Consider the following 17,845-nt stretch of genomic DNA (forward strand, 5'->3'; position numbering starts at 1 on the left):
GCGATCCGCGACCGCCGATGCTGGGACGAGTTCGAGCAACTACAACAATCGGGAGCGTTCCGATGATCCTGGTAACCGGCATCTCCGGATCCCTGGGTGGCCTCGTCTACCGTCGCCTGTCCACCCTCGACGACCTGACAGTAGCGGCGGGCAGCCGCTCCGGCGACGACACCGCAACGCGCCGCATCGATTTCGACGACCCGGCAACGCTGTCCGCAGGCTTGCAGGGTGTCGACGTACTCGTACTGATCTCCGCCGGATATGCCGAGGACGATGTGGTGCTGGCTCGCCACGGCGCGGTGGTCGATGCCGCCGCGGCGGCCGGGGTCCGGCATGTGATCTACACCAGTCTCGCGGGTTCCGGCGATCTGATCACCATCGCCCTACCTCATCGCTGGACCGAAAAACGGCTGGCCGCAGCACCATTCGAGGTGACCATCCTGCGCAACGGCCTCTACGCCGAAGTGCCCGTTGGCCTCGCCGTGGCGGGAGCCGCCGCATCCGCCGAATCCGGGGTGTTCGCCGCACCATTCGGCACCGGCCGGATCTCGGTGGTGGCGCGCGAGGATCTCGCCGAGGTGGCCGTGCGGGTGGCCGCCGAAACCGAGCGCGACCTCGCCGCGGGGCGGCGCAGCAGACATGCGGGCAAGGTGTATGAACTCGAGGGCGTCACCGCGATCGGCGGTTCGGATATCGCCGAGATACTGAGCGAATCCTTCGGCCGCCCGGTGAGCTATGCGCCCATATCCCTCGGTGAAATGCGGAATATGCTGCAGGGCAGTGGATTAGAGCCGTACCAGATCACGCACACGCTGTCCTTGTTCGCCAACCTCGGCGCGGGTCTGCTGCAAGCATCGAGCACGGATCTGCTCGAGCTGCTACCGACCGCACCCCGTGACGTTCGATCGCTCATTACCGACGCGGTGCGGACCGGCGGGTATCAGTCCGTGTCGGTCGACTCGACCCGCTGAAGGGCATTCGCGGAGCCCGCTGCAAGGTTAGAGGCACTCGAGTAAACCGTCACCGCCGCAAGCCGGGCGATCGAGGAGGAAGGTTGATCATGTCGATTGAAGCCAACAAGGCCCTGATCCGCCGGTTCTATCACGAGATCGACGCGGGAAATATCGATGCCATGGACGAACTCGTCGCCGAGGACTACCTGGACCATTCGCCGCCTCCCTTCCCCGGCATCGGTCCGGGCCGCGAGGGTCTCAAGGATGCGTTTCGCATGTTCTGGGATGCCACCCCGGGGCGGCACGAAATCGAGGATCAGATCGCCGAGGGCGACCGGGTCGTCACCCGGATCACCGCGTACGGTCGCCACCTCGGTGACCTGCCGGGGATCCCGGCGACCGGTCACGAGTTGAAGATGACCGGCACCACGATCCACCGGATCGAAGACGGCAAGATCGCCGAGAAATGGTCCGATAAGGACGTGCTCGGGCTGTTGCAGCAGTTGGGAGTGCTCCCGCCCATGGAAGGACCGTGACCAGGTTCGCGACCACGGGCGGGCACTCGCTTCTATCAAACTGGAGTAGAGGCCGACGGATGCTGGGATGATGGGTGGGTTGAGATCCTTCGAACGAGCATCGACGGGAGAACAACCATGTTCAACAGTTCGCTTCGCTCGAATCTAGCCGTTATCACTGGGATAGTCGGCTGCTGCGGAGGAGTCCTCGCTGCAACCGCAGCCGCCCAGCCAGCGTCATCGATCACTGTCCAGTCCGAACTCGGCTACAACGTCAGCGCGTTGACTATCAACGGATCGGCTACCTGTAATGGCGGTGGAACCGCCGGGGTCGATGTGGTGGACGGCTCGCTGGAACAAATGTTCCAAGGTGGTGTGGGTGGCCCGATCGCCCTTCAACTCGACGGACCGGTCCTCGTCGACTGCGATGGCGCAGCGCACGCCTGGTCAGGCAATCTCATTGCGCCTGGTCGCGCACTGCCCAACGAATCCGGTGGCACGGTCACGGTCACCCTCACCCAAGACCAGACCGTCATTGCGACAACCGGTCCCCAGCCAGTTCACATCGTGCGCTGAAAAATCGCCTCGCCGAGCATAGGGCTGCGAACGGCCTCCGCGGCGGGAGCTTCGTGAAGCACTGTGGCGGTCAACTGAACAGCGAGGTGAAGGTCGTCGGCCGCGGCAGCATCGGGCCGCGGCGGCGCAACGCCCGCTCCACCGTGGAGGTCGACACCCCGTCGGCGCGCATCAGCGCCGCAATCTTGCGGCGCCCCATCTAGGCCACTCTTCGGCGCACTCGGCCGCGATCGGCTCGAAACGGTCCACTTTCGGCGCAGGCTACTGCCCGCACACCGTTCGCGTTCCGCGTCGGCGGGTATTCGAGCGTGGTGCTGCTCTGGCAGGACGACTTCACAACTTCCAGCGCTAGTGTGGGCCTTACCGACCCGTTGGTTCCGTTACCACGAAGAGGGTCGGGCGTGACCGATATGGGTACACCGACGTGGAGTCCCGATTGGTAGTCAGACGATACTGGCCACTCTTGGTCGTGCAGGCGCTGCTGCTGGGCCGCAGCGCGGCTTCGGCACTGTATCTCAGCAGGGATGCAGGCTCCGGCAAGCATGCCGCTGAGGTGGGTGACCGACGTGGATGAGCACAGCACATTGGCCGTCGGCGAGGTGTTCGCCGGCTTCACCATCGAAGCGGTACTCGGCCGCGGCGGGATGGGAACGGTGTATGTGGCGGCCCATCCGCGCCTGCCGCGGCGGGTCGCCCTGAAGGTGTTGCACCCGAACCTGACTCGCGATGACTATGTCCGGTCTCGATTCGAGTCCGAAGCCGATCATGCCGTGCGGCTCGAACATCCCAACATCGTCACGGTCCACGACCGGGGACGCGAGGGCGATCAGCTGTGGATCGCGATGCAGTACGTACTCGGCTCCGATGCCGGACAGGCGGTTGCCGGCGGCGCTCTCGATCCGGCCCGAGCGGTGCACATCGTCACCGAGACCGCCAAGGCCCTCGACTACGCACACAGCGCCGGCGTGTTGCACCGTGACGTGAAACCCGGCAACATCCTGCTCGAGCATGACCGGCCGGATCGGCCAGGGCGGGTCTTACTCGCCGATTTCGGCATCGCCAAGGCCCTCGACGAAACCCAACACCTGACCAGGTCCGGGATGCTGGTCGCGAGCCTGCGGTACGCCGCACCCGAGCAGTTCGAGGCCACCGACCTCGATCACCGCGCCGATGTCTACTCGCTGGGGTGCACCCTGTTTCACCTGCTCACCGGGCGGCCGCCATACCCGGGAACGTCGCTGCCGCAGCTGATGCACGGGCATCTGAGCATGCCGATTCCCCGTCCCAGCGAGGTGCGGCCCGGACTGTCTCCAGCGTTCGATGCAGTGATCACGTCGGCGATGGCCAAGAACAAGGAGGACCGCTACCTCAGTTGCGGGGCGTTGGCGGCCGCCGCCGAGGCGGCACTGGCGACCATGTCCGACAATGGCGCCACCACAATCATCGGCGGCCAACCCCAGACGATCCGCCACCACGCACCGACGCCGGTTGCGGAGCAACCAGCGCCGGAACCTGTATTGCCGCCACCGACCTGGCAGGAACGCATTCAGCTGGCGGATACCACGGCGCTGTCCGCGCGCCCACCGGAGGAAGCCTTACGAATTCATCCCGGACCCCGATCAGTGGACCGGCAGGCAAAGCTCCCCTGGTGGCGCCGAACCTCGACCAGGTGGGTAGTGGCGATTCTGTCGGTACTGGCACTGACCGCAGCGGCGATGGTCGCGTACCAGGCGCACAGGACGCAACCGCGCCCTGGCCAGATGACACTGCCGTTCACCGGGCTCAGCCACCCGTATGGCGTGGCAGTGGACACCGCCGGCAACCTCTTCGTCACCGACCTTTCGAACGCCAGGGTCTTGGGGCTGCCTGCTGTATCACAGATCCAGGGCGTGCTGCCTTTCGCTGGGCTCATTAGCCCTGAGCCCGTGGCGGTGGACACCGCCGACAATCTCTACGTCGCGGATATTTCGAACGCCAGGGTGTTGAAGCTGCCAGTGGGGTCACAGACCCAAGTCGAGCTGCCCTTCACCGGCCTCCAGTTCCCTGACGGCATAGCAGTGGACACCGCCGGCAACCTCTTCATCACCGACACCAACAACAACAGGGTGTTGGAGTTGCCCGCGGGCTCCCAGACCCAAGTCGTGCTGCCCTTCACCGACCTGCACCACCCTGCCAGCGTGGCAGTGGACACCGCCGGCAACCTCTTCATCACCGACTACGAGAACAACAGGGTGTTGAAGCTGCCCGCGGGATCACAGACCCAAGTCGTGCTGCCCTTCACCGGGCTCAACCACCCTAATGGCGTGGCAGTGGACACCGCCGGCAACCTCTTCATCGCCGATCCAGGCAACAACAGGGTGCTGAAACTGCCTGCGGGATCACAGGCTCAAGTTGTGCTGCCCTTCACCGGACTCGAGGTGCCCACCGGCGTCGCAGTGGACACCGCCGGCAACCTCTTCATCACCGACACCAACAACAACAGAGTGTTGAAGTTGCCCGTCGGACCTGTTGACGGTCACTGAGTTTGCCGATGTCGGCAAAAGAACGCCATCCGGCCACCCGACGATGAGTTGTGCATTAACGGTCATCACCCTGATTACCAGCCTGCTGCTCGGCATGGGCTGAGCGATGCCGCCGTGGGATGGCTAGGCGGCCTTGTACTTTCGCAGGTATTCACCTGTCAGTGACGCCGGGTGCGTCAGCAGCTCGGCGGGGGTGCCGGTGAATACGACCTCGCCGCCGTCCTTGCCGCCGTCGGGGCCGAGGTCGATGACCCAGTCGGAATGGGCTACCACGTCGAGGTTGTGTTCGATGACCACCACCGTGTTGCCGCGGTCGACCAATCCGTCCATCAGTGCGAGCAGGGTGTCTACGTCCGACATGTGTAGGCCGGTGGTCGGTTCGTCGAGGACGTAGGTGGTGCCGGTGTTCTGGAGTTGGGTGGCCAGTTTGATGCGTTGGCGCTCGCCGCCGGAGAGTGTGCTCATGGCCTGGCCGAGGCTCAGGTAGTCCAGACCTACTTCGTTCATCGTGCGCAATTTCGCGGCGAGCGCCTTTTCGGTGAAGAAGCTCAGCGCCTGCTCCGCCGACATCTCCAGCACGTCGGCAATCGACCTGCCGCGCAACGTCAATGCCAGCACCTCGTCGGAGAACCGTCGTCCGTCGCACGCATCGCAGTGGGTGGTCACCGGGTCCATGTAGGCGATCTCGGTGATGATCACGCCGCGGCCCTCACACTGCTTACAGGCGCCGGTCGAGTTGAAACTGAACAGACCGGGGGACTCGCCCGTCGCCTTCGCGAACAGCTTCCTGATCGGATCCATCAATCCCAGATAGGTTGCGGGAGTGGAGCGGGACGACGCGGCGATCGCCGACTGGTCGACGAAGATCGCTTCGGGATGCTCGCGCACGAACACATCGCGGATGAGACTGCTCTTGCCCGATCCGGCGACTCCGGTGATCGAGGTCAGGATGCCGGTCGGGATCGCGACCGTCACATCTTTCAGGTTGTGCACATTCGCATGTTCGATCAGCAACTCGCCGTTGGACTTCCGGAATGTCTCCTTCACGGTGAACGGCCTGCGCAATCCGGCGCCGGTCGGCGTATCCGCGGCCCGCAGTTGCGCGAAGCTGCCCTCGAACACCACCTGCCCGCCGTGCAGTCCGGCCCGCGGCCCTACATCGACAATATGGTCGGCGATCTGGATGACATCGGGATCGTGCTCGACCACGAGCACGGTATTGCCCTTGTCCCGCAACGCCTTCAGCAAATTGTTCAACCGCCCGACATCGCGCGGATGCAGCCCGACGCTCGGCTCGTCGAAGATGTAGGTCATCCCGATCAACGTGCTGGACAAGTGCTTGATCATCTTCAGCCGCTGCCCCTCACCGCCGGACAGCGTGGCGGTCGGCCGATCGAGGCTCAGATATCCGAGCCCGATATCGGTCACGCGCCCCAGCGCGGTCCGGATGGCGGCGGTCAGTCCGAGCGCGGCCGGATCGGTGATCTCGTCGAGCACCGCCATCAGATCGGTGATCTGCAGTCCGGACCAATCGGCGATATTGCGACCGCCGATCTTGGTGGCCAGCGCGTCGGCATTGAGCCGGGCGCCGTCGCAGGTCGGGCATACGCCCTCGGTGAGGAACTTCTGCATCTGTTCGCGCGTCTTCTCACTGAGCGTGGAGGTGTCGCGCTGCAACCGAGTACGGGTGAATTTGGCCGCCAGCCCTTCGTAATTCGCCTTCCAGGTGCCCTTGCTGAAGGTCAGCTCCACCTTGCCGCCGGTGCCGTAGAGCAGATCGGTGAACTCTTCGTCGGTGTAATCGGCCAGCTTCTTGTCGGGATCGAATCGGCCGGATTTGCCGTACATCTGCCACTCACCGCCGCCGACGGTATAGCCGGGCAGCAGGATCGCACCCTCGTTGAGCGATTTGCTCCGGTCGAGCAGCCGATCCGGATCGGCTCGCACCGTCACCCCGAGTCCGTCGCAATCCGGGCACATGCCCTGCGGCACGTTGAACGAGTAGTTGTAGACGAATCCGGCTGAGGGCGAACCGAATCGAGCGAACATCGCCCGCACCATCGAGTAGATATCGGTCATCGTGCCCACGGTCGAGCGCGGTCCGCCGCCGACGGGCTGCTGGTCGATGATGACCGGGGCGGTCAGATTCTCCATCGCCTCGGCGTGCGGGCGCTCGTAGCGCGGCAGGAAGTTGAGAATGAACGCGGGGAACGTCGCATAGAGCTGGCGTTGGGATTCCACGGCAATCGTGTCGAAGACGATAGACGATTTGCCGGACCCGGAGACGCCGGTAAAGACGGTGATCTTGTTCTTGGGGATCTCCAACGACACATTGCGCAGATTGTGCTCACTGGCACCGAGCACGCGGATGACATCTGTAGCGACGACGGAATCGGCAAAAGGCATGCCGCCAACCATGCCATGCACTACCGACAAAATGCCCGCGGAGATGTGATGCAGATCACATTAATTCGATATGCGCATGAAGCGGCGATTACGCCATGACCAGCGCATTCTTCGACTGCTGTCGGAAAGTCGAACGGCTCGACGGATTCCGTTGGCGCTCTTGAATTTCGCCATCCTCGGGTCTCATCTCATGAGCCGAGGAACGGCGAAAAACGCTAGTGATCAACGCCAACGCGGCGGTCGGCACCCATCACCGTTGCTCCGGGACGGGCTCGTCCTGGTCGACGTGAAACCTCCATCTGCGCAAAGCATCTGACGTGTGCAATCGGCGCCGACCCACGGCGGGAGCGGTTCTCGTGCTGAGCCGGGTGAGATGTACGTTCGGGGCATGGGGACTCCGACCGGCCCGGTGCATCGATCACACAGGTTTGGCCGTCTGATCGCGATCGTGGCCGGCGTCGTGGTGGCGGTGTCGGTGGCGGGTTTGTTGCCGAGCTGGTGGTGCGGTCGTGCTGCCGACGGGTGGTTCTCCGGGGATCCGGCGCGGGTGCGTGGGCTCGCCGAGGAGCTGGTGGCCTTCGAAGTCGAAGACGATCAGCGCAGTGCCACGCGCTCGGGAGGGGAACTCGACGGCATGTGGGGGCTGCTCGCGCACCAGATGACAGCGCTGGGACTGGCCCAAGTGTGTCTGGCGCACCCTGAGTGGCGGGAACGCTACGCTCCGATCGTGACTCGCGCGGCGGCCAAGAGTCTGCTGCCCGAGATGCGCGCCCCGTTCACCGATGCCTGGCACGGCGAGGACGGGCTGGCGAATCCGGATAGTCCGCACGGGCACGCCTACCTCGCCTATCCTGCCCTCGCGCTCGGGATGGCGCGCCTGGTCGATCCGGCCTTCCCGCCCGGCCTCGCAGCCGAAGACGACGCGCTGATCGCCTCCTACGAACGGCGACTGCTCGCCTCCCCGACCGGGCTGCTGGACACCTTTCCCGGCGAGGCCTACCCCACCGACGTGGCAGCCGTCGCCGCCGCGATCGCGGTGCACGGCCGCGCGACCGGCGTCAACCACGCTGCGGTGCTGGCTCATTGGGCGCAGCAGGTGCGCGCGGTACAGATCGATCGAGGCACCGGCCTCGTGCTGCAGCGCATGGGTGTCGACGGGCATGCGCACGACGCCCCACGCGCCTCGGGAACCGGATTGGCAGCCTACTTCGCTGGATTCGCGGACCGGGCGCTCGCCCGAGAGTTGGCGACCGCGTTGTTCCGCCAGGAGCGCAGCTTCCTCGGTTTCGCCGCGATCCATGAGTACGGCAGCGGCTATCACGGTGCCGGGGACATGGACAGCGGTCCCGTGATACTCGGGATTTCGGTCTCGGCGACCGGCTTCGCGCTCGCCCCGGCCCGTTCCTTCGGTGACCGCGGCATGTTCACCCGCCTGTTTCGCACCGCCGACCTGCTCGGTGTGCCACTGCGGAGCGGGACCCGCTTGCGCTTCGCGACCGGTGGGGTGATCGGCAACGCTCTACTGCTCGCATTCCTCACCTCCGGACCGGAGCTGGCCGAATGAGACTTCCCAGCACGTCGTGGTTACTCGCCGGGTGGCGACTCGTCCGCATGCCGCTGATCCCGGCCGTGTTGTACCTCGCCCTGTGCCCGGTCTTGGCAGCGTTGTCGCAGCGACACGGGTTCGGTTCGCCCGACGGCCTGGGCCCGAGCTACCTGGCCGTCGCCGTCGTGCTGGTGGCACTGCGCGTGGTGCTGCTGGTCGTCGTGCCGGCTGTTCTCGCCTACCGCGTCGTGGTGTACCTGGCTATGCGCATCCTGCGCCGGGCCGGTGCGCCGCCCCTGCCCAGTGACGTGGCCGAATCGAATGTCCGCGAGCGAGCCGCTTCGAATTCATGACCGAACACCGTCGGACCCGACGGACGTGGCAGCGAGGGGCGAAAGCGCCTGCGTGAGCTGCGGTGGCGCGTCGTGCGCTCAGCGCAGCTGTTCGATTACCGCGCCCATCGGCTCCATGCTGCTCTCGAGCACCGAGACATAGCTGAATCCGAACCGTTCCCGGCGCTCTTCCAACTGCCGCGCCATTTCCTTCGGCGTCCCGATCAGCAATGCGGGCAACTCCTCCGGCCGGTCGGCGACGTCGGCGGGCAGATGCGGCCCGTACTGTTCCAGTGCGGCCGAGCGTTCCTCCGGTGGAACTACCCGCTGCAGCAGGATATTCAGCTCGACCTCCTCGGCCCGTGCTCCGAGCAACCCCCGTAGGTACGCAACCCGCGCATCGGTCGCGTCGAGCCCGACGAACTGCAATGGTCCACCGTTGTACGCCGGAGCGGCGCCGGGCAGCGCGACGATATCGGCGTATTCGGCCGCGACCCGCAACAGCCGATCACCCCATCCCGCGATGGCCAGCGGCGGCCCTGCGGGTTGGGCGGGCCGCGGCTGATACTCGGGATCGGCGAACAACCGCCGCAACGTTTCGGCGGTCGTGGCCAGCTGCTCGACGCGCTTGCCACCGCTCTCGAATGCGATTCCGGCCGACTCGAACTCCGCCCGCACGTATCCGGCCCCGAGCCCCAATTCCACCCGCCCGTCGGTGAACCGATCCGCCGTTGCCACGTCCCGAGCCAACAGCACCGGGTTGTAGAAGGGCACATTCAATACGAAGGTGGTCAGCCGAACCCGTTCGGTCGCCTCGGCCGCCAGAATCATTGCCGGAAATGGCGCGGGCAGCCCCAGATGATCGGCCACACCGACCACGTCATAGCCGAGTTCCTCGGCTCTGCGACACTTTTCGACCCACTCGGCCCGCGTGGCGGGAGCCAGCAGGGTGACACCGAACCGGAACTTGCGTCGCGAGGCCGTCACCATTCCTGTCTACCAACCGCACCGACCGTGCGCACCCGAAACCGCGATCAGCACGGGGGCGAGCACCAAACCCGCCCAGACCATCCCGGCCAAGGTCACCCCCGCCGCCAGCACCGGACCCGGGCGGCGCAACTTCGACCACGCGATGATCGGCCCAACCGAGCTGCGCCATCGCGACGGACCCGATTCCGTCACAGCCTTCCGCCTACCCAACCAGCGCCGCACCAATCCGATGGTGGTCACGATGAGTGTCGCGATCAGCATGAACCACTCCCCTACGCGCCCACCGGATTCGTCGCTGGGAGCCGCCGCGACGTACTACCGCCCCGTGGCGCCCGCACGATGTCGTACTGGATCAGACTCTCCGCCGTATCCAGCACGGTCTCCCGGACCGGGCGCATCGACCACCCGAGTTCGCGTCGCGCCTTCTCGGAGCTGAGCAGTTCCCTGCGCCCCAACATCGGCAAGGTCAGTCGAATCCCCTTGTCGAACAGTGCGATCGCCCGCACCACCACATCCGGGATCACCCGGGTCGGCACCCGGAACCCGCGCGGCCCGAACTCCTCGGCCAGCTGCCGCCCCATCTCCGCCATCCAAATGTGCTCGCCCGCACAGATATACCGATTCCCGACCGCATCGGGCGCCTCGAGCGCCAACCGATGCGCCACCGCCAGATCCCGCACGTCGACCACCGCCCACCCCACCCGGGGCGAGCCGGGCGCATCCCGGGCCAGCAATCGGCGCACCGGTTCGTGCGAGGTGCTGGTGGCAGCGGATTGCAACGGCCCCAACACCATTCCGGGATTCACCACCACCAGTTCCAGGCTCGACTTCGCCGCGAAATCCCACGCCGCCCGCTCGGCCAGCGTCTTGCTCTTCTGGTAGGCGGCACTGCGTTCGACCACCGACCAATCGGTCTCGGTGCGCACCGCATCCGTTTCGTGGCCAAACGTCACTGCCGCTATCGAGGAGGTGAGCACCACCCGGCGCACCCCGGCATCGGCACCGGCCCGCAGCACCCGCAGCGTGCCATCGACCGCGGTATCGATCAGTTCCCGTTCATCGCTCGGCGGCGTCGCCGGAAACGGCGACGCCACGTGCATGACATACGCACACCCCGAAACCGCTGCCGCCCACCCCGAATCGTCATTCAGATCCGCGGCGACGAACTCCAGTTCACCGCCGACTCGATCGGCCAGCTCCACCAGATGCGCGCGTCTATCCGCATGTCCGAGATCGCGAACCGTGCCGCGCACGGCGTACCCGTGCTCCAGTAGCTCGGCGATGACGTGTCCGGCGACGAATCCTGTTGCGCCGGTGACGAGTACCCGTGAGCTCATATGCTTACCCGCTTCGAAGGAGGAATCGCGGCCGATTGATCTGAGCGCCGCTCAGATAATCTAAGCACTGCATAGTTCGGTTGTCCACAGGCGTCGAATACGCTCTGCTGGTGACGAGGACGAGCTACCACCACGGCGCACTGCGCGATACGCTCCTCGCCGCCTGCCTGCGCTTGATCGAAACCGAGGGCATCGGCGCGGTGAGCCTGCGCCGGGTGGCCCGCGAGGCGGGCGTGAGCACCGGCGCGCCCTACCACCACTTCGCCGATCGCTCGGCCCTGCTCGCCGCCCTGTCCACGCAGGGTTTCCAACGGCTCGCCAGCGAACTCGCCGTCGCCCGCGCGGCCGCCGATACGCCATTGACGGCATTGACCGCACTGGCCGAGGCCTACGTTCAGTTCTCCCAGGAACATCCCGGCTACTTCCGGCTCATGTTCCGTCCGGAACTCTCCGAACCCGATAAGCATCCCGACGCGATGGCCGCGGGCGACGCCGCCTTCGACGTGCTGGCCCACACCATCGCCGAATGCGTCGCCGCCGGAATGCTGCCCGCCGACAAGGCCGACACCCTGGCCGTCATGTGGTGGAGCCTCGCCCATGGCATGGCCTCGCTGTGGCTGGACGGTCAGCTCGAAAAACGCAGCGTCCAACTCGGCACCACCGCGCCGACACTTGTCGACGACATCATGCGCACCTTCACCGCACTGGTCGTCCCCGGCGCGTGACATCGAACCGCGCGCAGATCCTTGACCTAGAGTGAATGCCAAACGTTTGCTGTCCGATGCACCCGCACTCTTCGAGAGGGATGTTCCGATGACACAGCAGCTCGATCGCACGGTCCAGGAATTCGTCGACGCAGTCAACGACAACGATCAGGATCGACTATTCGCCGTCCTCACCGAGGACGCGACCATGTCCGATGACGGGGTGGAACGCAATCTCGCCCAGTGGACCGACTCCGAGATCTTCAGCAGCAACGCACGCATGCAGGTCGAATCCATCGATGACGGCGGCACCGCGCTGGTCGCCGACTACACCAATTCGCGCTGGGGATCGATGCGCACCGCATGGCGATTCACCGTGCGCGACGGCAAAATCAGCCGATTCGAGACCGGCCAGGCCTAGGTACCCTCGAGTTCGTGTTGCTTACGCCCCAGTACGGCACGGGCTCCCTGGCGGATCTGTTTCCCTCCCTCCTCGCCGGGCTCGGCGTGCCCGGCGAGGTCGACCGACTCGGACTCGCCCTGAGCGCCGACCGGATCTGCGTGCTGCTGGTCGACGGCCTCGGCGCGGATGCGCTGACCGCGAATTCCGAAGTGGCGCCGTTTCTGTCGATGCTGGCGCAGCGGACGCTGACGGCGGGATTCCCGAGCACGACCACGGTCAGCCTGAGTTCCCTCGGCGCGGGCGCGCCGCCCGGTGAACACGGGATCATCGGATATCTGATGCACGTCCCCGGCTACGACCGGCTGATGAACGCGCTGACCTGGCGGCTGCACGGCGCCGGACCGAAGATCGACCTGCTGCGCGAGCTGGTACCGGAGCAATTCCAGCCCGCTCCAACGGTATTCGAGCGCGCCGCGGCCGACGGCATCGCGGTGGCGCACGTCGCGCCGAATCTGCAAGCGGGATCCGGTCTCACCCGAGCCGTGTTGCGCGGCTGCGAGTTTCGCCCCTATGTCTCCTTCGGTGATTTCGTCGACGGCGTCGCCACCGCGTTGCGCGCGGGCTCGCGATCACTGGTGTACGCCTATCACGGCAACCTCGACACCACCGGCCATGTGCGCGGACCATCCTCGTACGCTTGGCTTTTGGAGCTCGCACATGTCGATAGGCTGGCCGCGACCATCGCCGAGCATCTGCCGCCGGATGCCGCGCTCATCGTCACCGCGGACCACGGCATGGTGGAACTAACCGACCGCGTCGACTTCGACACCACCGAGGTGCTTCGCGACGGTGTCCGCCAGCTCGGCGGCGAACCGCGCGCCCGCCACGTCTACACCCGCGACGGTGCGTCCGCCGATGTCGCGGCGACCTGGCGCGCATACCTCGGCGCCGACTTCGAGGTCATCGCCCGCGCCGAGGCGATCGAGCGCGGCTGGTTCGGACCCACCGTGGCGCCGCGGGTCGCCGAGCGGATCGGTGATCTGGTGGTGGCGGCGCGTGGCCTGCGCGGTGTCGTGCGCACCGGCGCCGAACCGCTGGAATCGATCCTGATCGGCCATCACGGTTCGCTCACACCCGCGGAGCTGAATGTGCCACTGCGCACGTTCCGGCCGTAATCGCGCCGCTGCCCTAGGCTGGACCGCGATGTCGCGGGCATTGCCGCCCGCCCAGCCGCCAGGAGGATCTATGAGTGCAGCACCGCGAAGCGATTCGATGACGGGTGGTGGTCGGGCGACGGGTGGGCATGCCGCGCTGTTGCGCACCGGAGTCGGGGTCGCGGCGGTCGCGTTATTGCTGGCCGGTTGCACCGATATCCAGCGTGCGCTCAACCAGGGTGGCGACACCACCTGCCGCGACTACGTCAAGCAGGACCAGGACGGCAAGCGCATGACGATCACCAAATTCATCAAGCAGCAGACCAACGACGATCACGAGCCCGCGGGAACGGCGGTCGACGCCACGATGGTTCAGGTGGACCTGCTGTGCGGCATCCAGGTCAATCAGGACACCCCGATCAAAAAGGCCGATATCGCAGGCATTTTCATCAACAAATAGTCCGCGGGCAAGCGATCCCGCTGACCTCAGTCCGCGACGTGGTGTGCGGCCAGCCAGTCGGCTGCCCGCTTGCGTGAGGCCCGTGACAGCCAGGCATCCTGGATCACCTCGGCCAGTTCCCGTTCGGTGAGTTCGCCGATTCGGCTGCCGCGCACCAGGACCGACAGATGTCCGTTGAAGTGGGCCGTGGTGAAGAACGGTGAATCCGGATCCTGCACGAGCGCGAGTTTGTCCGACTCCGAGGGCACCCAGATCACGATCACATCGGCATAGCGCTCGCCCGTGACCGGATCGAACGCGTCCGGGCGCGGGTTGCGGAAGAATACGAAGGACTTGCCGCCGACCTGGTACACCGCATTGCCGCGCGGTCCGTCCACTCGATTCACGAACGGCATGCCGATGGCCAGTTCATGTACGTCGGCGAGCCGGGCCCGCCGCGAAACGGTCGCCATAGCAGCAGCCTAGACCGCACAACGGGATCGAAACCTCACTGGAGATTGTTCGGTTTGTCATGAAAGGCTCCCCTAACCCCCCGTGCGTACGCCATCATGAGAGAGCGAATGTGAGCTCACACTAACGATGGGGTTTACGAGGTGGCACAATTCCGCACCCTCGCCCGGCAACGTGCGGCACTGGAAAAGGAATGGGCCCGGTGGGCGACCGATCCCAACAGCGCAGCAAGCATCCCCGCTGGCACGACCTCGCTCCGCGATGAGGTGGTCCAATCCTGGCAACGCTCACTGACGACCGTGGATCCGAGTTGCACCGAGGCGCCCGGCCTGGACGATTTCCGCGATCGCTGGGCCGAATCCCCGCTGCGCCAGCCGATCACCGAACTCGCCGGTGATCTGCGCGCCATCTCCGAGGACTCCGGATACCTGGCCGTCGTCACCGATGCCACGGGCACCGTGCTGTGGTCATGTGGCGATCGCGCCGTGCGCCGACAGGCCGAGGCGGTGAATTTCGCCCCCGGCGGCTGCTGGGACGAAAGCATTATGGGCACCAACGGATTGACGCTCGCCCTGCACACCGACCGTCCGAGCACTGTCTTCTGCGCCGAACATCTGGTCGCCGCACTGCACGGCTGGGTCTGCTACTCCGCGCCGATCCACGCACCCGACGGCCGCCAGATCGGGTCCCTGGATCTGTCCAGTTCCTGGGAGCGCTCGCATCCTATGGTGCTGACCTCGGTCCGGTCCCTGGTCACCGCGGTCGAGACGATGTTGCGTGCCGCCGCGCCCAACCCCGCCCCCGGCGTCCGGCTCGAATGTCTCGGCGGCGCAAGGCTGGTCCGTGACGGCAGGCCGGTGCCGCTGCCGCCGCGTCATCTGGAGATCCTGGCACTGCTCGCTCTCGAACCCGACGGGTTCACCCCCGAACAGCTGCAGGCCGCGGTCTATGGCGACCGTCCGGTCTCCGCCAGCACCCTCAAGGCCGATGTCTCGCATCTGCGCCGCACCACCGGCGGTGAGATCAGCAACCGCCGCTACATGCTCACCGGGCCGGTCTCCTGCGATGCGGTCGACCTGCTGGCCGCGATCCAGGCCGGGGACACCACCTCGGCGGTCTGGCTCTACCGCGGACCGCTGCTGCCCGCCTCGGACACACCCGGTGTCCTGCAGTGGCGCGACCATCTGGACGTAGGCGTGCGCACCGCCGTGCTGGCCAGCGATCGCGCCGACCATGCCGTCGCCTTCGGCGAGCGCTCCCCCGGCGATATCGAGGTGCACGAGCACGCGCTGCGGCTGCTGCCCGATAATGATGTGCGCCGCGCCGTGGTCGCGGCCCGGTTGCATACCGCGCTGCGCGCCTGAGTTCCGCGCCACAACGGCACCAACCTCGCACCAACCTTCTCGGGACATAGTGGCCCGGTAGAGAATTCGCGAGGAGGGGGCTTACATGATCTACGCGAAACCTGGGTCGGCCACCGGCATCGTCAACTACGCCATTCGCTACGACAACTTCATCGGCGGCGACTGGGCGGCTCCCATCGAGGGCAGGTATTTCGACAACCCGTCGCCGGTCGACGGTGAGATCTTCTGCGCGGTCGCGCGCTCGACCGCATCCGATATCGATATGGCTCTGGAGGCCGCGCATCGCGCCGCCGACGAGTGGGCCGCGACCTCGCCCACCACCCGCGCGAATATCCTCAACAAGATCGCCGACCGGATCGAGCGCAGCCTGGAGCCCCTGGCCATCGCCGAAACGTGGGACAACGGCAAACCCGTCCGCGAAACCCTTGCCGCCGACCTACCTTTGGCGGTCGACCACTTCCGCTACTTCGCGGGCGCCATCCGCGCCCAGGAGGGCAGCATCGCCGAAATCGATGTCGATACGATCGCTTACCACTTCCACGAACCGCTCGGCGTGGTCGGCCAGATCATCCCGTGGAACTTCCCGATCCTGATGGCCGCGTGGAAGCTGGCCCCCGCCCTGGCGGCGGGCAACTGCGTGGTGCTCAAGCCCGCCGAGCAGACCCCGGCCTCGATTCTGCTCGTGATCGAACTGATCGCGGATCTACTGCCGCCCGGAGTTCTCAACGTGGTCAACGGTTTCGGCGTCGAGGCGGGTAAGCCGCTGGCCGCCAGCCCGCGGGTGGCCAAGGTCGCCTTCACCGGTGAGACCACCACCGGCAGGCTCATCATGCAGTACGCGAGCGAGAACATCATTCCGGTCAGTCTGGAGTTGGGCGGTAAGAGCCCCAACATCTTCCTGCCCGATGTCATGGCCGCCGATGACGAATTCCTGGACAAGGCCGTCGAGGGGTTCGTGATGTTCGCACTCAACCAGGGCGAGGTGTGCACCTGCCCCTCGCGCGCCCTGATCCACTCATCGATCTATGACGAATTCCTGGCCCGCTGCATCGAGCGGACCAAGGCCATCAAGGGCGGTAACCCGCTCGACGACACAACCATGATCGGAGCCCAAGCCAGTAACGACCAATACGAAAAGATCTTGTCCTACATCGACATCGGTAGGCGGGAGGGCGCCCGCGTGCTCACCGGAGGGGAAGCACGCAAGGTGGACGGACTACCGGGTGGCTACTACATCCAGCCGACGATTTTCGAAGGCACCAACACCATGCGGATCTTCCAGGAGGAGATCTTCGGCCCCGTGGTCGCGGTGACCCGATTCGACACCGAGGACGAGGCGGTCAGGATCGCCAACGACACCCTCTACGGACTCGGCGCGGGCGTTTGGACCAGGGATATCACCACGGCCTACCGGATGGGCCGGGCAATCAAGGCAGGGCGAGTATGGACGAATTGTTTCCACGCATACCCCGCACACGCCGCCTTCGGCGGGTACAAGAAGTCCGGCATCGGCCGGGAAAACCACAAGATGATGCTCGAGCACTACCAGCAGACCAAGAATCTGCTGGTCAGTTACTCACCGACAAAACTCGGATTCTTCTGATGCAGGGCAGAGTAGCTCGCGTCGCGATAACCGAACAGGCGCGAGAAGTGTTGCGCCAGTTGATCGAACATCACGGCCCGGTGCTGTTCCACCAGTCCGGCGGCTGCTGCGACGGGAGTGCACCGATGTGCTTCGGGGTGCGCGAGTTCCGCATCGGCGGCGCCGATGTGCTGCTGGGTCGGCTGCCGTGGCATACCGAATTCTGGATCAGCGGCGATCAATACGAGCGCTGGAAACACACCCATCTCACCGTGGACGTGGTGAGCGGGCGCGGCAGTGGATTCTCGCTGGAGGCGCCCGAAGGCGTGCGTTTCATCATCCGATCGCGGCTGCTGACCGATGAGGAGACGACGGTGCTGGCGGCCGGGCCGCCGCCGCGGAAGGGCGCCGATCGCATGAACTGACTTGCCGCGAGCAGTCGCCTGAGCCTGATTCACGCCTGCGTAGGTGCGTCTCCGCAGGCGGCAATCCGGTGCTCGGCCAGGGGGTTTCGCAGCCCGGGCCGACACCGCAGAGCCCCGCCGTCCCGC

19 protein-coding genes are annotated in these 17,845 nt (G+C 65.8%); 13 read left to right on the forward strand and 6 right to left on the reverse strand.

The window, feature by feature from the left end; translation table 11 throughout:
• The first annotated feature begins 62 nt into the window (after window positions 1-62).
• The 3 genes from ACHQ4I_RS26345 to ACHQ4I_RS26355 all read left to right on the forward strand — a co-directional run bounded on the left by ACHQ4I_RS26345 (window position 63) and on the right by ACHQ4I_RS26355 (window position 2,044).
• Window positions 63-971, forward strand: coding sequence for an NmrA family NAD(P)-binding protein (locus ACHQ4I_RS26345; protein WP_420774527.1), 909 nt, complete (start codon window positions 63-65; stop codon window positions 969-971).
• An 89-nt stretch (window positions 972-1,060) separates the two neighbouring features.
• A complete protein-coding gene (locus tag ACHQ4I_RS26350; RefSeq protein WP_420774528.1) occupies window positions 1,061-1,489 on the forward strand; it encodes an ester cyclase in 429 nt (142 codons plus the stop codon).
• A 261-nt stretch (window positions 1,490-1,750) separates the two neighbouring features.
• Complete coding sequence (locus tag ACHQ4I_RS26355; RefSeq protein ID WP_420774529.1) at window positions 1,751-2,044, forward strand: hypothetical protein; 294 nt, start codon at window positions 1,751-1,753, stop codon at window positions 2,042-2,044.
• Window positions 2,045-2,114: 70 nt separating this feature from the next.
• Here the strand turns inward: ACHQ4I_RS26355 and ACHQ4I_RS26360 are convergent, their stop codons facing one another.
• Entirely contained in the window at window positions 2,115-2,243 is a 129-nt protein-coding gene (locus ACHQ4I_RS26360) for a hypothetical protein (protein WP_420774530.1), read from the reverse strand.
• Window positions 2,244-2,610: 367 nt separating this feature from the next.
• On the opposite strand from ACHQ4I_RS26360, the gene ACHQ4I_RS26365 reads away from it, so the two are divergent.
• Entirely contained in the window at window positions 2,611-4,566 is a 1,956-nt protein-coding gene (locus tag ACHQ4I_RS26365; RefSeq protein ID WP_420774951.1) for a serine/threonine-protein kinase PknD, read from the forward strand.
• 123 nt (window positions 4,567-4,689) lie between these two features.
• Here ACHQ4I_RS26365 and ACHQ4I_RS26370 read toward each other — a convergent pair whose 3' ends face one another.
• Window positions 4,690-6,972: an ATP-binding cassette domain-containing protein gene (locus ACHQ4I_RS26370; RefSeq protein WP_420774531.1), complete on the reverse strand. Its 2,283-nt coding sequence runs from the start codon at window positions 6,970-6,972 to the stop codon at window positions 4,690-4,692.
• Between the two features lie 388 nt (window positions 6,973-7,360).
• Here ACHQ4I_RS26370 and ACHQ4I_RS26375 point away from each other — a divergent pair, with 388 nt between their 5' ends.
• A complete protein-coding gene (locus tag ACHQ4I_RS26375) occupies window positions 7,361-8,536 on the forward strand; it encodes a hypothetical protein (RefSeq protein WP_420774532.1) in 1,176 nt (391 codons plus the stop codon).
• Window positions 8,533-8,871 carry a hypothetical protein gene (locus tag ACHQ4I_RS26380; RefSeq protein WP_420774533.1) on the forward strand — a complete coding sequence of 113 codons (339 nt, stop codon included), beginning with the start codon at window positions 8,533-8,535 and terminating at the stop codon, window positions 8,869-8,871. The genes ACHQ4I_RS26375 and ACHQ4I_RS26380 overlap by 4 nt, the downstream gene beginning before the upstream one ends.
• Window positions 8,872-8,949: 78 nt before the next feature.
• On the opposite strand, the gene ACHQ4I_RS26385 is transcribed toward ACHQ4I_RS26380, so the two are convergent.
• Genes ACHQ4I_RS26385 through ACHQ4I_RS26395 form a run of 3 tightly spaced genes read right to left on the reverse strand, consistent with a single transcriptional unit; the run spans window position 8,950 to window position 11,177 of the window.
• The gene (locus tag ACHQ4I_RS26385) at window positions 8,950-9,837 is read right to left on the reverse strand and encodes a TIGR03621 family F420-dependent LLM class oxidoreductase (protein ID WP_476445408.1); all 888 of its coding nucleotides are present in this window, start codon (window positions 9,835-9,837) and stop codon (window positions 8,950-8,952) included.
• A 9-nt stretch (window positions 9,838-9,846) separates the two neighbouring features.
• On the reverse strand, window positions 9,847-10,101 hold the full coding sequence (locus tag ACHQ4I_RS26390) for a hypothetical protein (protein WP_420774535.1): 255 nt from the start codon (window positions 10,099-10,101) through the stop codon (window positions 9,847-9,849).
• An 11-nt stretch (window positions 10,102-10,112) separates the two neighbouring features.
• A complete protein-coding gene (locus ACHQ4I_RS26395; protein WP_420774536.1) occupies window positions 10,113-11,177 on the reverse strand; it encodes an SDR family oxidoreductase in 1,065 nt (354 codons plus the stop codon).
• A gap of 110 nt (window positions 11,178-11,287) precedes the next feature.
• On the opposite strand from ACHQ4I_RS26395, the gene ACHQ4I_RS26400 reads away from it, so the two are divergent.
• From ACHQ4I_RS26400 to ACHQ4I_RS26415, 4 genes are all read left to right on the forward strand, one after another.
• Complete coding sequence (locus ACHQ4I_RS26400) at window positions 11,288-11,902, forward strand: TetR/AcrR family transcriptional regulator (RefSeq protein WP_420774537.1); 615 nt, start codon at window positions 11,288-11,290, stop codon at window positions 11,900-11,902.
• A gap of 88 nt (window positions 11,903-11,990) precedes the next feature.
• Window positions 11,991-12,302: a nuclear transport factor 2 family protein gene (locus ACHQ4I_RS26405; protein ID WP_420774538.1), complete on the forward strand. Its 312-nt coding sequence runs from the start codon at window positions 11,991-11,993 to the stop codon at window positions 12,300-12,302.
• 14 nt (window positions 12,303-12,316) lie between these two features.
• Window positions 12,317-13,459 carry an alkaline phosphatase family protein gene (locus ACHQ4I_RS26410; protein WP_420774539.1) on the forward strand — a complete coding sequence of 381 codons (1,143 nt, stop codon included), beginning with the start codon at window positions 12,317-12,319 and terminating at the stop codon, window positions 13,457-13,459.
• A gap of 70 nt (window positions 13,460-13,529) precedes the next feature.
• Entirely contained in the window at window positions 13,530-13,898 is a 369-nt protein-coding gene (locus ACHQ4I_RS26415) for a hypothetical protein (RefSeq protein ID WP_420774540.1), read from the forward strand.
• Between the two features lie 26 nt (window positions 13,899-13,924).
• Here ACHQ4I_RS26415 and ACHQ4I_RS26420 read toward each other — a convergent pair whose 3' ends face one another.
• A complete protein-coding gene (locus tag ACHQ4I_RS26420; RefSeq protein ID WP_420774541.1) occupies window positions 13,925-14,350 on the reverse strand; it encodes an MmcQ/YjbR family DNA-binding protein in 426 nt (141 codons plus the stop codon).
• Window positions 14,351-14,491: 141 nt separating this feature from the next.
• Here ACHQ4I_RS26420 and ACHQ4I_RS26425 point away from each other — a divergent pair, with 141 nt between their 5' ends.
• From ACHQ4I_RS26425 to ACHQ4I_RS26435, 3 genes are all read left to right on the forward strand, one after another.
• Entirely contained in the window at window positions 14,492-15,712 is a 1,221-nt protein-coding gene (locus ACHQ4I_RS26425) for a transcriptional regulator (protein WP_420774542.1), read from the forward strand.
• A gap of 85 nt (window positions 15,713-15,797) precedes the next feature.
• Window positions 15,798-17,315, forward strand: coding sequence for an acetaldehyde dehydrogenase ExaC (gene exaC / locus ACHQ4I_RS26430; RefSeq protein WP_420774543.1), 1,518 nt, complete (start codon window positions 15,798-15,800; stop codon window positions 17,313-17,315).
• Window positions 17,315-17,719 (forward strand): DUF779 domain-containing protein, encoded by a 405-nt coding sequence (locus tag ACHQ4I_RS26435; protein WP_420774544.1) that lies wholly within the window; start codon window positions 17,315-17,317, stop codon window positions 17,717-17,719. Before exaC ends, ACHQ4I_RS26435 begins: the two co-directional genes overlap by 1 nt.
• Window positions 17,720-17,845 lie beyond the last annotated feature (126 nt).

The organism is Nocardia nepalensis, assembly GCF_048910785.1.
Lineage (GTDB): Bacteria > Actinomycetota > Actinomycetes > Mycobacteriales > Mycobacteriaceae > Nocardia > Nocardia nepalensis.

Excerpts from the sequence above, each read along its gene's own strand:
- ACHQ4I_RS26395 (WP_420774536.1), bottom strand. The coding sequence starts at position 11,177 with ATGAGCTCACGGGTACTCGTCACCGGCGCAACAGGATTCGTCGCCGGA.
- ACHQ4I_RS26420 (WP_420774541.1), bottom strand. The coding sequence starts at position 14,350 with ATGGCGACCGTTTCGCGGCGGGCCCGGCTCGCCGACGTACATGAACTG.
- ACHQ4I_RS26405 (WP_420774538.1), top strand. The coding sequence starts at position 11,991 with ATGACACAGCAGCTCGATCGCACGGTCCAGGAATTCGTCGACGCAGTC.
- ACHQ4I_RS26390 (WP_420774535.1), bottom strand. The coding sequence starts at position 10,101 with ATGCTGATCGCGACACTCATCGTGACCACCATCGGATTGGTGCGGCGC.
- ACHQ4I_RS26435 (WP_420774544.1), top strand. The coding sequence starts at position 17,315 with ATGCAGGGCAGAGTAGCTCGCGTCGCGATAACCGAACAGGCGCGAGAA.
- ACHQ4I_RS26350 (WP_420774528.1), top strand. The coding sequence starts at position 1,061 with ATGTCGATTGAAGCCAACAAGGCCCTGATCCGCCGGTTCTATCACGAG.
- ACHQ4I_RS26360 (WP_420774530.1), bottom strand. The coding sequence starts at position 2,243 with ATGGGGCGCCGCAAGATTGCGGCGCTGATGCGCGCCGACGGGGTGTCG.
- ACHQ4I_RS26380 (WP_420774533.1), top strand. The coding sequence starts at position 8,533 with ATGAGACTTCCCAGCACGTCGTGGTTACTCGCCGGGTGGCGACTCGTC.
- exaC (WP_420774543.1), top strand. The coding sequence starts at position 15,798 with ATGATCTACGCGAAACCTGGGTCGGCCACCGGCATCGTCAACTACGCC.
- ACHQ4I_RS26345 (WP_420774527.1), top strand. The coding sequence starts at position 63 with ATGATCCTGGTAACCGGCATCTCCGGATCCCTGGGTGGCCTCGTCTAC.
- ACHQ4I_RS26375 (WP_420774532.1), top strand. The coding sequence starts at position 7,361 with ATGGGGACTCCGACCGGCCCGGTGCATCGATCACACAGGTTTGGCCGT.
- ACHQ4I_RS26370 (WP_420774531.1), bottom strand. The coding sequence starts at position 6,972 with ATGCCTTTTGCCGATTCCGTCGTCGCTACAGATGTCATCCGCGTGCTC.
- ACHQ4I_RS26415 (WP_420774540.1), top strand. The coding sequence starts at position 13,530 with ATGAGTGCAGCACCGCGAAGCGATTCGATGACGGGTGGTGGTCGGGCG.